Below are 12,817 nucleotides of genomic sequence, written 5' to 3'. Positions count from 1 at the left end.
TGCCGATGCGGCGCCGGCGGCCATTTGAGCCAGCGCAAGCCTCCTTCGAGCGTGCACGGCCACTTGCGCGAACACGCGTTTACCGCGCGGCGGCGCAGGTCTATAGTGGCATCTTCCCCACCTTTTCAAGGACAGGATCGCCATGAAACTCTTTTATTCTCCAGGCGCCTGCTCGCAGGCGCCGCACATCCTCCTGCGCGAAACAGGCACGCCGTTCACCCTGGTCAAGGTCGACCTGGGCCAGCACCGGACGCAGGAAGGCGGCAATTACTATGAACTCAACCCGAAGGGACAAGTGCCGCTGCTGGCGCTCGACGATGGCACGACCTTGAGCGAAGGCCCCGTCATCGCCCAGTACATCGCCGAACAGAGCGGCAAGCAAGACCTGCTGCCGCCCGTGGGCAACCTGGCCCGCTACAAGGTGCTGGAGTGGCAGAACTACATCACGTCCGAACTGCATAAATCGTTCAGCCCCCTGTTCGATTCCCGCATCGACGCCGCCACCAAGGCCTTGTTCATTGAGCAACTGAGCAAGAAATACAAATGGGTCGACAGCCGCCTGGAAGGCCAGGACTACCTGACGGGCGACACGTTCACGGTGGCCGACGCCTACCTGTTCGTCATCACGGGCTGGGCGCCAGGCGTGGGCGTGGATTTGTCCGCACTGGCGAATCTGCAAGCCTTCCTGACAAGAGTGGCCCAGCGCGACAGCGTCAAGGCGGCTTGGGAAGCGGAAGGATTGGCCAAGGCGTCTTAAAAGCAGTGTTGCGGTGCAGGGAAAGACCGTTCCTTGACGGCGCCGACATAGGCCGTGAAGGCGCCGCCGATGCTGGCCTGCCCCGTCATGAAGTCGCGCACGAAGCGCGCCTTCTTGCCGGGAAACACGTTGAGCATATCGTGCATGACGAGTATCTGACCCGAACAATCGGGCCCGGCGCCGATGCCGATGGTGGGAATGGCCAGCAGTTCCGACACTTCCTTGCCCAGCGCGGCCGGGATGGCTTCGAGCAGCAATAGCGTGGCGCCAGCCGCCTGCAGGGCCAGCGCGTCGGCTTTCAAGACTGCCGCGCTTTGCGCCGTCTTGCCCTGCACCTTGAAGCCGCCCAGCTGGTGTACGGACTGCGGCGTCAGGCCGAGATGGCCGAATACGGGAATGCCCCGTACGGTCAGGAAGCGCACCGTGTCGCATAGCCAGCTGCCGCCCTCCAGCTTGACCATATGTGCGCCCGCCTGCATCAGCTGGACGGCGTTGGCATACGCCACTTGCGGCGTGGCATAGCTGCCGAACGGCATGTCGGCCGCCAGCACTGCCGTGCGGTTGCCGCGCGCCACGCTGGCCGTGTGATAAGCGATGTCGGCCACGCTGACGGGCAAAGTCGTACCCTGCCCCTGCAACACATTCCCCAACGAATCGCCGACCAGCAACAGTTCCACGCCGCAAGCGTTCTTCAGGGTGGCGAAACTGGCGTCATAACAAGTCAGTGCGGCAATTTTTTGCCCCCCATCGCGCATGGCCAGCAAGGCTGGCGCCGTCAACGGTTTGCTATGCGGCAGGTGTTCATTGTGGTCTGGGGTGGGCATGTTCTCTCATTTCATGAAGTTACGTTTTTTCGGACTTGCCGTGCATCACCATGATGGTTTGCTGCATCAGCGCGCACAGGGTTTCCTTGCCATTGCGTACGGCGAACACTTCGGCTTGCGTAACGATCAGGGTGCGTCCCGGACGCACCACCTTGCCACGCGCGATCAGTTTCTCGCCATCGGCGGGCGCCAGCAGGTTCATCTTGTATTCCACCGTCAGCACGGACGCACCGTCAGCCACCATGGTCATGGCCGCATAACCGGCGGCCGAGTCCGCGATCATGCCCACCACGCCGCCATGCACGAAGCCGTGCTGCTGCTCGATGCCGCTCCAGTGCGGCACGTGGATTTCCGTGCTGCCATGCGTCACCACGGGCAGGCTGGCCTTGATCAAGGTCATGGCGTTCTGCAAATCAAAACTGGCGCGGACGCGATCGGCGAATTGCGTGTCAGGAAGTCGGGTCATCGTGGACTGCTTTCTCAAGTGAACTGGGGAAAATGATTACAGCTCCACTCTACCCTGCTTCTGACGCGCCGCGAACCGCAGCGTCAGCGGACCGCTTGCACTGACCAGCACGATGCCGGCCAGCACCAGCGCCGCGCCGATGAGAAAAGCCGTCGATACGTGTTCGTCCAGCAACATGGCGCCAGCAGCACGCCGAACAGCGGCGTCAGGAAGGAAAAAATACCCAGGCGCGACGCCAGATAGCGGCGCAGCAAATGAAACCACGCCAGCAGGCTGGCAAACGAGACGACCAGGGACTGGAACACCAGGTTGCCGATCACCAGGGGCGTGGCCGCGAAGGCCAGCTGACCCAGCATTGCAGCCGCGCCCAGCAGCAGCACGCAGCCCGCCGTCAACTGGTACAGCACCACCTGCGTGACCGGCACCTGCGCCAGGCGCGAACAGCGCACCACCAGGGTCGTCGCGCCCCAGGCCGCGCCAGCGGCCAGGCACAGCAGATCGCCCAGCAAGCCGCGCGGGTCGGCCGGCGCGCCCGCTGGCGCAGCGCCAGGCACAAAGGCGACGACGATGCCGGTAAAGGCCAGCGCCACGCCGGCCCATTGTGGCGGAGCCAGGCGCTCCGACGCCAGCCTGAAATGCAGGCCCAGCGCCACGAAGAGCGGCCCCGTGTAGAGAAACACCACGGCATGCGCCGCGCTCGTATATTGCAATCCAGCCCCCAGCAGTAGGTATTCGAGCGCAAACAGGCTGCCGGCCAGCAAGCCAGGGCGCCAGGCGGCGCGCGCCGGCCCCAGATTTTCGCGGCGCGCCAGCATCAGCAGTATCACCAGCATGGCGGCCAAGCCCGAACGCAGCGCGATCTGCAGCACCGGCGCCATGTCATGCGCCACCGCCTTGATACCCACCTGCTGCAAACTCCATACGAGGCACAGCAGGGTCATGACGACCACCGCCTGCCCATCCATTGCCTTGCGCGTTTCCACAGTATTCCCTCAGCTAATCCGGAGCGGCTAGTATGAAGGGTGCGGCTTTTCTTGATATAGTGAGAATCCGACAGTACCTCGCGCAATACAGCCACCTGCAAACATTCCCATGTCCACTACCAGACACTTGCTGACAGCACCCTACAGCGGCGTCTTGCCCGCCCCCATCTGCTTTCGCAGCGCCGCCATGCCCGCTGCGGCCATGTATCCCAGCCACAGCCACTCCTGGGGCGAATTCGTGTATGCGCTTGGTGGCGTGGTGGAGGTGCTGGTGGCAGAAAAACACTACCTGGTGCCGCCCCAGTACGGCATCTGGCTGCCGCCGCGCGTGGCGCATACGGGACAAAATCGCCATCCCGCCTTCCACAGCTCGCTGTATGTGAGTGAAGCACTGTGCCGGGAGCTACCCGCCGCGCCATGCGCACTGGCCGTCACGCCCTTCGTGCGCGCCATGCACGAGCACTTGCACGCGCACCCGCCCGGCTTGCCGCAGACTATCCATGAAGAGCGCCTCTTGCATGTCTTGCTGGACCAGTTGGCACGCGCCACGCCCGTGGGCAGTTACCTGCCCAGCTCGGATGACCCCATGCTGGGCAAGGTATTGGCCATGCTCGACAGCAACCCCGGCGACCACCGCCCGCTGGCCGCGCTGGCGCAGGCCGTCAACACCACCGAGCGCACCCTGATGCGCCGCTGCCAGCGCGACCTGGGCATGAGCTTTGCCCAATGGCGCGCGCGCCTGCGCGTCATCAAGGCCATGGCCATGCTGGAAGCGGGCCAGACAGTCGAAAGCATCGCATTCGACCTCGCGTATGCCAGCTCCTCGGCCTTCATCACCATGTTCCGCAAGGTGACGGGCGAGACGCCGGACGAGTACCGGCGGCGCACTGCCTAGCCAAACCCGCCGCCCCCCCGCAAGCGTGCGCGCTGTGCGAAAATGCCCGCCTCTGCCATAGACGGACTTTGCCCATGCCGCACGCTGCCATTGATCTCCTTTTCGAACGCGACGCACGCCGCATCGCCCGCCACGCCCAAGTGGCTGATGCGGCCCGCTTCCTGCATCCGGTGCAGCAAGCCTTGCTGCACCGGCGCGGCTGGCTGACGATGCTGGCGCCGCGCAGCGCGGGCGGCGCCGAGCTGCCCTTGCCGCAAGTGGTGCGCCTGGAAGAAGCCGTGGCCGCCGTCGATGGCAGCATGGGCTGGGTGCTGACCCTGTGCGCGGGCGCGGGCTGGTTCGCGGGTTTCCTGGAACCTGAGCTGGCGCAGGCCATCATCGGCACGCCGCGGGTCTGCCTGGGCGGCAGCGGCGCGGCCACCGGCTACGCGGAGGAAGAAGGCGACGGCTACCGCATCACGGGCAGCTGGGACTACGCCAGCGGCGCGCCCATGGCGACCCACTTCACCCTGAACGCCCGGCTGCAGCGCGATGGCCAGCCGCTGCTCGATGCAGATGGCAAGCCGCGCATCCGCGCCTTCCTCGTGCCCGCCGCGCTGGTGCAACTGGTGCCCTCGTGGACCAGCATCGGCATGCGCGCCAGCGCCTCGCACAGTTATCGGATCGACGGCCAGTGGATTGCCAAGGAACACGGTTTCACCATCGACGCCAGCGCCGCGACGGCCGGCGGCCCCCTGTACCGCTACCCTTTCTATTCACTCGCCTACGTGACCCTGGCCGCCAACGTGGCCGGCATGGCCGCGCACTTCATGCAACTGGCCGAAGAATGCATGCGCCACCGCCGCCACGCGCGCGCAGGCTTGCCGCTGCTGGAGGTACCGGAGGTGGCGGCCATGCTGCAGGGCAAGAAAGACGCTTTTATTGCCGCACGCACCCGTTTTTACGCCGTGCTGGACGACAGCTGGGCGCAGGTGGCGGGTGGCGCGGCGCTTGACGCGGACGCCATGCTGGCCGTGCAAGAGCGCTCTCTGGAGCTGGTCGCCGTGTGCCGCGCGGCAGTCGATGGCCTGTATCCGTATTGCGGCCTGTACGCGGCCCGCGAAGACAGCACCATCAACCGCGTCTGGCGCGACTTTCATACGGCCGGCCAGCATGCATTGCTGCTGCCCTGACAGGCGCATGGCTGAAAAGGCTGCCGGGCGCCATGCAGGCCGGATTGCCTGATACTATGGGAGCATTGCTACTTCCCGCTCCCCTACCCATGCACGTCAACACGCTCAGCAGCCTGGCGCAACTTTTGGCCAGCGCCGAAACGGAAACCCTGGCCTTTCCCACAAGCATCAATACGGCCCTGCTCCTGCAAAAGGAACTGGCCAATCCCGATTGCCACTCGGCCGACATCAGCCGGCTGCTGCTGTGCGAACCGACCTTGTCGGCGCGCGCCGTGGCGCTGGCCAATTCGGCCCTGTTTGCGCCCGGCCAGTCGCCCGCCATCACCAGCGTGCGCGCCGCCGTCGAGCGGCTGGGCCACCGCAACCTGTATGCGCTGGCGACGGCGGCCGTCATCCGCCAGCTGAACGCGGGCATCCGCGACGAAGCCTTGCGCGCCCGCGCCACCCAGCTGTGGGCGCACACCGTGCACGTGGCGGCGCTGGCGCATGGCCTGGCAGGCGCCGTCACGCACACGGATGCCGATACGGCCCTGTTCGCCGGCATCGTGCATGAAGTGGCCGGCTTTTATTTGCTGGCCCAGGCCGACAAGACCCCGGGCCTGTACGCCCACCTGGAAACGCAGATGGCGTCCGCCCTGGAAGTGATCGGCCGCGCGCTGATGCGCCAGCTGGGCGTGCCGCTGCAGGTAGCCGATGCCGTCAATACCTTGCCCGGCTCGACCATCATGCTGCCGCCCGAGGGCTTGCGCGACACCCTGCTGCTGGCCAAGGCGCTGGCGCCCGTGCCTTCGCCGCTGCCGCAGGCCGGCATCACCATCAGCGCACCGCTGCAAGCCTACCTGGAAAATGATCCCGTGCTGCAGGCGCTGCGCACGCAACCGTCGGCCGAAGCGAAGGGCCTGATCGAGGTACTGCTCAGCTGATGGCCTATCTGCTATGATTGCGCAGGCCGGAATGGATCCGGCTTGCTTTCATTGACGTCCACTGGAAAACTGCCTTGACTACCTCCTTACGCATGCTCGGCCTGGCCGCAGCTCTGACCATGGCGTGCAACGCCAACGCCGACAGCTTCGTTTCCTCGGCCTCCAGCGCCGGTTCCCAGTCGAGCGGCAGCATTTCCGATTCGCTCAACGGTTCGAGCAACAGCTCCTCGCGCGACAACAAGGTGGCCAATGGCCCCTACCGCATCATCGACGTGGCCGCCGTGCCGGGCCGCGATGGCATGACGCGCCTGACCATGCAGGCCGACGCCACGGCGACGCCGCTGGTGCTGGACTTGCCGCAAGCGGCGCTCGACAAGCAGCAACTGGCGCAGGGCGACGTGGTGCATGCGCAAAACCGCGCCTACGGCATCGAATTCTCGCGCAACGACACGCGCGCCGCCTTCTTCCTCGTGCTGGCCGACGACTGGTACGGCGAAATGGCCACGCGTCCCGTCAGCCTTTGATTCGTTTTCTCCTGCACCGCCCGGCGCTGCTGCTGGGCGTTTGCGCCATCGTCGGCGCCGGCGCGGCGCAGGCGGGCACCTCGCTCGCCTCCTCGCGCTTTTGCGACCGCGCGCAGGAACTCACGGCCACGGAACAGGATCGCCTGTTGCGCTTTGCCGCCGTCGTGCGCGAGGAACTGGCCGCCAGCGAAGGCAGCGTGGCCCTGATCAGCCGCTCCGGCCTGGACCTGGCCCGCTTCGGCATCCGCTATTCGCATGCGGCGCTGGCCTGGCGCCACGACAATGACAGCGGCTGGTCCGCGCGCCAGCTGTACTACGCCTGCGACGAAGGCCGCCCGCGCATCTTCGACCAGGGCACGGCCGGTTTCGCCATGGGCACGGAAAATCCGTCACTCGGCTACATCTCGCTCGTGAAACTGCCGGCCGAAACCGTGCCGCCCCTGCGCCGCGGCCTGCTCGACCCCGTGCGCGTGCAGCAGTTGCTGGCGGGCCGCTACAGCGCCAACGCGTACGCCTTCAATTTGAAATACCAGAACTGCAATCAGTGGGTGGTGGAAATGCTGGCCGCCGCCTGGGGCGAACTGGCGGCCGGCGGCGACTTGCGCGCCCGCGCCCAGGACTGGCTGCGCGCCGCGCCGTATGCGCCCTCCCCCGTCGATGTGGGTGCGCGCTGGCTGATGCTGGGATCGATCTTCGTGCCGCTCGTGCACATGGACGACCACCCGCCGGAAGCCATCGGCACGATGCAGCTGGCAGTGAGCCTGCCGGCCAGCCTGGAAGCGTTCGCGCGCCAGCGCCTGCCCGCCAGCGAACGCGTGGAAATCTGCCACGACGGCAAGCAGGTGGTGGTGCACCGGGGCTGGGATGCGATCGCCGACGGCTGTATTCCAGGCGCGAACGACAGGGTCATCGCCCTCGACTGATCATTTGTCCGCGTCGAGCGCTTCGCCGATCGCATAAAAGCGCCCGCCGGCGATGTAGTGCAAGCTGCGCCACGATGGATCGGCATCCTCGAAATGCCAGTGCCCGTCGCGGAACACGCGCGTGTCGGCCCAGGCGCCCACCACTTCGCCAATGAACAAATCATATGCCTGCTGGTTGTGCGGCTCCGGCAGCAGGCGGCAAGCCAGCCAGGCCGAGCATCCGGCCACGAACGGCAGATCAAACCCTTCCCGATGGAACAGCCCTACCCCGGCGCGCGCCAGTTTATCGGGCTGCGCATCGAGGCTGTGCGTGCCCACCGCATGCGTGAGCTGCAACTGCGCCGCCGTCGGCACCTGGATGACGAAGCTGCCGCTGCCTTCGACCAGCGCGCGCGTGCGCGTGGCCTTGTCCAGCACCACGGTCAGTTTGGGCGGCGCGAAATCGAGGGCGCAAGCCCACGCGGCGGCCATCACGTTGTCGATGCCCGCATGGCGCGCCGAAACGAGAATAGACGGGCCGTGATTGAGCAGCCGGTAGGCTTTTTCCAGTGGCACGGCGGCGATGTGGTCCCGTTCATTTAGCGACAGCAGCATGTCCCACTGGTCGATGCCGGGCCCGAAGCCGTCCGGCGTCACCTTGACCGGTTCAAAGCCGAAGCGCGCATAAAAGGCCTGCGTGTGCTGGCTGGTGTTCATGCTCACCCTGGCCACGCCCGGCACGGTGCGGATGGCGTCCAGGCGCGCCTGCGTCAGCACGCGGCCCAGACCCTGACCGTGCATATCCCGCGCCACCATGCCCCAGCACAGGCTGGCCACCGTGCCGCTCGCATCGAGCGCATGGCCGCCGCAGGCGACGACGCGTCCGTCGCGTTCGATGACCAGATAAGGATGTGTCGAATTTTCCAGCCAGGCGACAAAGCTGGCGCGCTCGGACGGGTCGAAAAAGCGCGGCGTATTGCCGTCAAAAAGGGCCAGGCAGGCGTCGCGGTCGCCGGCCTGGTAAACACGTACTGTCTGCATTGTCTGTACTCGCAAGTAGATGATCGGGAATTATACGGGCGGCGCGTTCAAACCAGCTGCTCCGGGCTGACGACGTGCACGCCCGGCGCGCTGGCCAGCGCCGCTGCCAGCAAGGCGCTGGCGATGCGTGGCGCGGGATTGATGCGCCAGCGGCGCGGCAGCACGGGACCGAGCACGCGCAGCAGGCGCAAGGCGGCACCCTCGCCCGCCCGCGCCACGTCGCGTTCGCCGCCGATCAGACCGGGACGCACGTGCGTGAGCGAACCAAAACCCAGCGCTTCCAGGTCGCGTTCCAGCTCGCCCTTGACGCGGTTGTAGAAAAAGCGCGAGGTGGCGTTGGCACCGGCGGCGGAATTGAGCGCATACGTGCGCGTGCCGGCCGCCAGCGCCAGGCGCGCCGCGGCCAGCGGATAGTCGTGGTCGACCCGCCAGAACGCCTGCCGTGTACCCGCCACCTTCATGGTCGTGCCCAAGGTGCAGATGACGGCGTCCGCCTGCCACCAGGGCGCGTCCGCCGGCAAGCGGTCGAAATCGACGAGCGGCGCATCGAGCTTGGGATGCGCCGGCAAGGGCTTGCGCACGGGCGCGACGATGGCCGTGACGCGCGCATCAGCCAGCGCCAGGCGCAGCACTTCGCGGCCCACCAGGCCCGTGGCGCCTATCAGTATCAGTTTCATTCCTTCTCCCGCATACACTGGACGCCACACGATACAGTATCAGGCGCCCGCGTGCGTGTGATAGATCTTGCTGACGATGGTCCACTCGCCCTGCACCTTGAGCAGATTGAAAAAGTCGGTGAAGCAGAAGCCCGAGATGTCGTCCGTATCGACGCGCGCGCTGGCCGCCGTGCCCACGATATCGATGCGCGCAATGGCCGCCTTTGCCTGCGGCGATGGGCGGAAGACGCTGTCGATGATCTCGAACAGACCTTCGATGGGCCCGCCCGTCAGTTGATCGTCGCCATCGACGCCGAAAATGGTGGCCTCGCTGCTGAAGGCCGGGCGCATGATGCTGCTGTCGGCCTGCGCTCCGCCTGCATTGTATTGATTCAGCACGGCGACGATGGCCTGGTAATCCTGCACATAAGTGGTGGTGTTCATGTTGCGCTCCTTGGGGTGGGTGAAAAAATCAGGACTGGCTGGCGGGCCAGTCGGTGTAGCCGACGGCGCCGCCGCCGTAATACGCCGCGCGCGGCGCCACGGCCAGCGGCACGCCATGGCGCAGGCGCGCCACGAGGTCCGGGTTGGCGATGAAGGGACGGCCAAAGGCCACCGCATCGACCTTGCCTTGCGCGCGGCGCGCCTGCGCCAGCGGCAAATCGTAATGGTTGTTGCCGATGTAGGGGCCGGTGAACAGCGCGCGCAGCGCGTCGAGATCGACGCCATCTGGCACGTCGCGCGAGGTGGCTGTGGCGCCCTCGACGAAGTGCAGGTAGGCCAGAGCGTGGCGGTTCAGTTGCTCGATCAGGTAGCCATAGGTGGCCATCACGTCACTGTCGACAGGCGTGTTGCCCGCGTCGGGCGTGACGGGCGACAAACGGATGCCGACCCTCGCTGCGCCCCACACTTGCACCACGGCGTCGGTCACTTCCAGGGTCAGGCGCGCGCGGTTGTCGATGCTGCCGCCATAAGCATCCGTGCGCCGGTTGGTGGAATCGCGCAGGAACTGGTCGAGCAGGTAGCTATTGGCCGAATGCACCTCGACGCCATCGAAACCGGCGCGCAGCGCGCATGCGGCCGCATGCGCATACTGGGCCACGATGCCAGCGATTTCCCGCGTTTCCAGCGCGCGCGGCATCGATACGGGCTGCATGCCGCTGGCCGTGTAGGTGCTGCCCTCGGCCCGGATGGCGGAAGGCGCGACGGGCGCGGCGCCGCCGGGCTGCAGGCTCGTATGCGAAAAGCGTCCCACATGCCACAGCTGGCAGACGATCTTGCCACTGGCCGCATGCACGGCATCGGTCACCAGCTTCCAGCCCGCCACCTGCTCGTCCGTCCAGATGCCCGGTGTCATCGCATAGCCGCGCGCCTGGGGCGAGATATTCGTCGCCTCGCTGATGATCAGGCCGGCGCTAGCCCGCTGGGCATAGTACTCGGCGTGCATGGCGTTCGGCACGCCATCGTCGCCCATGCGGCTGCGCGTGAGCGGCGCCATGACGATGCGGTTGGCCAGGGCCAGCGCGCCCAGGTCGACTGGAGAAAATAGATCGCTTTCATGCTGTTCGGTCATCGTACTGCTTTCATATTGTGCGAGAGGTCAAAATAACTGACCGGTCGTCTAGTTAATGGTTAAAAAAAACGGCTAGGACAACAGCCGTTGCGTGGTCGACATGGCAGCGTCGAACGGTCCGCCGTTCCTGGCCACCTTGACCATCAGGGAAGCGCCCAGCCACAGCTGGTACAGCGATTCGGCCAGCACGCGGGCCGGCGTCGCCGCCGCCACGGAACCGTCGAGGTGGCCCGCTTCGATACACTGCGTCAGGCGCTCCAGGATGGCGCCCGTACCCTGCTGCAGCACGGCGCCCATGTCCACGGACAGGTCGCACACTTCGGCGCCCAGCTTGACCACCAGGCATTTGCCTTCCGGCGCGCTGCCGGCCTGGGTGGCGCTCCAGTAGTCAAAATAGGCCAGCAGGCGCTCGCGGGCATTGCCCGGGCCGTCCAGCAAGGCGTCAACCGTCTGCAGATAGGTGGTGAAGTAATCGTCGAGCAAGGCTTGCCCAAACTCTTCCTTCGACTTGAAATAATAGTAGAACGAGCCTTTCGGCACGCCGGCCGCCGCCACCAGTTCCGCCAGGCCCACGGCCGTATAGCCCTTCTCGGCCATCAGGGCCTTGGCGATGTCGATCAGGTGCTGGCGCATGTCAGCGGAAGATTTTTTGCTCATGCGGCCAGTATAGCAATAAATCTGACCGGTCGTCTAGTAGACCATCCCCCGCTCCGCCATCACCCCAGGCGCAGCGCCAGCGCGGCCAGGGTCACCAGCAGCACGGGCATGGTCAGCACGATGCCGACGCGGAAATAGTATCCCCAGGAAATGTGGATGTTCTTGCTGTCGAGCACGTGCAGCCACAGCAAGGTGGCCAGGCTGCCGATGGGCGTGATCTTCGGGCCCAGATCGCTGCCGATGACGTTCGCGTAGATCATCGCTTCGCGCACTGCCCCTTGCGCCGTCGTCGGATCGATGGCCAGCGCGCCCACCAGCACCGTCGGCAGGTTGTTCATCACGGAAGACAATAAGGCCGTCAGCACGCCCGTGCCCATGGCCGCGCCCCACACGCCGTACTGCGCGAAGTGGTTCAGCATGCCCGTCAGGTAAGCCGTCAGGCCCGCATTGCGCAAGCCGTACACGACCAGGTACATGCCCAGCGAAAAGACGACGATCTGCCATGGCGCATGGCGCAGCACATGGCGCGTGGAAATCACGTGGCCCTTGCCGGCCACGGCCAGCAGCAGCGCCGCGCCCACGGCGGCGATCAGGCTGATGGGCACGCCCAAGGCTTCTTGCGAGAAAAATCCCACCAGCAGCAGCGCCAGCACCAGCCAGCCGGCGCGGAAGGTAGCAAGGTCGCGGATGGCGGCGTCCGGGCGTTTCAGCTGCGCGACTTCGTAGTCGCGGGGGATATCCTTGCGGAAAAAGAGCAGCAAGGCCGCCAGGGTCGCCAGTACGGCGACGACATTGACTGGCGCCATCACGGACGCGTACTCGGCAAAGCCGATCTTGAAGAAATCGGCCGACACGATATTCACCAGGTTCGACACCACCAGCGGCAGGCTGGCCGTGTCCGCGATGAAGCCGGCGGCCATCACGTAGGCCAGGGTGGCCTTGGGGGAAAAATTCAGGGCCCGCAGCATGGCGATGACGATGGGCGTCAGGATCAGCGCGGCGCCGTCATTGGCGAACACGGCGGATACCAGCGCGCCAAGCAAGACCAGCAGCACGAACAGTTTGCGTCCGCTGCCGCCGCCCCAACGCGCCACGTGCAGCGCGGCCCATTCAAAGAAGCCGGCCGCGTCGAGCAGCAGACTGATGATGATCACGGCAACAAACGTGCCGGTGGCGTTCCACACGATATGCCAGACGACGGGGATGTCGCCCCAGTGGATCACGCCGGCCAGCAAGGCGACACCAGCGCCGATGACGGCGCTCCAGCCAATGCCCAGGCCGCGCGGCTGCCAGATGACGAGGACTAATGTGGCGAGAAAGATGAGGAAAGCGGTGAGCATGAGGTCCCGTTCGTTGCGGCATCGCGGGCACCATGCGCCGCAGCCATTGAATATCAACAATAATTCCATGATACTGGAATTATTGAATCGAAGCAAAGCTGCGG

General features: G+C 65.8%; 15 protein-coding genes and 1 pseudogene. 6 read left to right on the top strand and 10 right to left on the bottom strand.

Annotated features, from left to right (window positions below; genetic code table 11):
- Positions 1 to 142: 142 nt before the first annotated feature.
- Positions 143 to 757 carry a glutathione transferase GstA gene (gene gstA / locus FG13_RS03035; RefSeq protein WP_035818274.1) on the top strand — a complete coding sequence of 205 codons (615 nt, stop codon included), beginning with the start codon at positions 143 to 145 and terminating at the stop codon, positions 755 to 757.
- Here the strand turns inward: gstA and panB are convergent.
- The 3 genes from panB to FG13_RS03020 form a co-directional block, all read right to left on the bottom strand.
- Entirely contained in the window at positions 754 to 1,581 is an 828-nt protein-coding gene (gene panB, locus FG13_RS03030) for a 3-methyl-2-oxobutanoate hydroxymethyltransferase (protein WP_051958419.1), read from the bottom strand. The genes gstA and panB overlap by 4 nt on opposite strands.
- Before the next feature lie 19 nt (positions 1,582 to 1,600).
- On the bottom strand, positions 1,601 to 2,047 hold the full coding sequence (locus tag FG13_RS03025; protein WP_035818271.1) for a PaaI family thioesterase: 447 nt from the start codon (positions 2,045 to 2,047) through the stop codon (positions 1,601 to 1,603).
- An 83-nt stretch (positions 2,048 to 2,130) separates the two neighbouring features.
- On the bottom strand, positions 2,131 to 3,030 hold the full coding sequence (locus FG13_RS03020; protein ID WP_327062274.1) for a DMT family transporter: 900 nt from the start codon (positions 3,028 to 3,030) through the stop codon (positions 2,131 to 2,133).
- Between the two features lie 109 nt (positions 3,031 to 3,139).
- On the opposite strand from FG13_RS03020, the gene FG13_RS03015 reads away from it, so the two are divergent.
- The 5 genes from FG13_RS03015 (at position 3,140) to FG13_RS02995 (ending at position 7,467) form a co-directional block, all read left to right on the top strand.
- Positions 3,140 to 3,925, top strand: a complete 786-nt coding sequence (locus tag FG13_RS03015) for an AraC family transcriptional regulator (protein ID WP_035818269.1) — start codon at positions 3,140 to 3,142, stop codon at positions 3,923 to 3,925.
- Between the two features lie 74 nt (positions 3,926 to 3,999).
- On the top strand, positions 4,000 to 5,097 hold the full coding sequence (locus tag FG13_RS03010) for an acyl-coA dehydrogenase-like protein (RefSeq protein WP_035818267.1): 1,098 nt from the start codon (positions 4,000 to 4,002) through the stop codon (positions 5,095 to 5,097).
- A 56-nt stretch (positions 5,098 to 5,153) separates the two neighbouring features.
- Positions 5,154 to 6,020: an HDOD domain-containing protein gene (locus FG13_RS03005; protein WP_225241008.1), complete on the top strand. Its 867-nt coding sequence runs from the start codon at positions 5,154 to 5,156 to the stop codon at positions 6,018 to 6,020.
- A gap of 92 nt (positions 6,021 to 6,112) precedes the next feature.
- Positions 6,113 to 6,544 (top strand): hypothetical protein, encoded by a 432-nt coding sequence (locus tag FG13_RS03000; RefSeq protein WP_034788152.1) that lies wholly within the window; start codon positions 6,113 to 6,115, stop codon positions 6,542 to 6,544.
- Entirely contained in the window at positions 6,541 to 7,467 is a 927-nt protein-coding gene (locus FG13_RS02995; protein ID WP_235211648.1) for a DUF2145 domain-containing protein, read from the top strand. The genes FG13_RS03000 and FG13_RS02995 overlap by 4 nt, the downstream gene beginning before the upstream one ends.
- On the opposite strand, the gene FG13_RS30770 is transcribed toward FG13_RS02995, so the two are convergent.
- The 7 genes and pseudogenes from FG13_RS30770 to FG13_RS02965 all read right to left on the bottom strand — a co-directional run bounded on the left by FG13_RS30770 (position 7,468) and on the right by FG13_RS02965 (position 12,713).
- Positions 7,468 to 8,061: a flavin reductase family protein gene (locus tag FG13_RS30770; RefSeq protein ID WP_035826983.1), complete on the bottom strand. Its 594-nt coding sequence runs from the start codon at positions 8,059 to 8,061 to the stop codon at positions 7,468 to 7,470.
- A gap of 9 nt (positions 8,062 to 8,070) precedes the next feature.
- Positions 8,071 to 8,487, bottom strand: a pseudogene (locus FG13_RS30765) (GNAT family N-acetyltransferase); the annotation flags it as partial.
- 47 nt (positions 8,488 to 8,534) lie between these two features.
- The gene (locus FG13_RS02985) at positions 8,535 to 9,164 is read right to left on the bottom strand and encodes an NAD-dependent dehydratase (protein WP_035818263.1); all 630 of its coding nucleotides are present in this window, start codon (positions 9,162 to 9,164) and stop codon (positions 8,535 to 8,537) included.
- Positions 9,165 to 9,203: 39 nt separating this feature from the next.
- Complete coding sequence (locus FG13_RS02980; RefSeq protein WP_035818261.1) at positions 9,204 to 9,587, bottom strand: nuclear transport factor 2 family protein; 384 nt, start codon at positions 9,585 to 9,587, stop codon at positions 9,204 to 9,206.
- Between the two features lie 28 nt (positions 9,588 to 9,615).
- The gene (locus FG13_RS02975) at positions 9,616 to 10,716 is read right to left on the bottom strand and encodes an alkene reductase (protein WP_035818259.1); all 1,101 of its coding nucleotides are present in this window, start codon (positions 10,714 to 10,716) and stop codon (positions 9,616 to 9,618) included.
- 72 nt (positions 10,717 to 10,788) lie between these two features.
- Positions 10,789 to 11,373: a TetR/AcrR family transcriptional regulator gene (locus FG13_RS02970; protein WP_200880243.1), complete on the bottom strand. Its 585-nt coding sequence runs from the start codon at positions 11,371 to 11,373 to the stop codon at positions 10,789 to 10,791.
- Positions 11,374 to 11,432: 59 nt separating this feature from the next.
- Positions 11,433 to 12,713, bottom strand: coding sequence for an arsenic transporter (locus FG13_RS02965; RefSeq protein WP_035818253.1), 1,281 nt, complete (start codon positions 12,711 to 12,713; stop codon positions 11,433 to 11,435).
- Positions 12,714 to 12,817: the final 104 nt, after the last annotated feature.

Origin of the sequence: Janthinobacterium sp. RA13 (assembly GCF_000745325.1) — a bacterium.
In the GTDB taxonomy this organism is placed as follows: domain Bacteria; phylum Pseudomonadota; class Gammaproteobacteria; order Burkholderiales; family Burkholderiaceae_D; genus Janthinobacterium; species Janthinobacterium rivuli.
The sequence above is the reverse complement of the archived record's forward strand: the minus strand, read 5'-3'. Positions and strand labels throughout refer to the sequence as shown.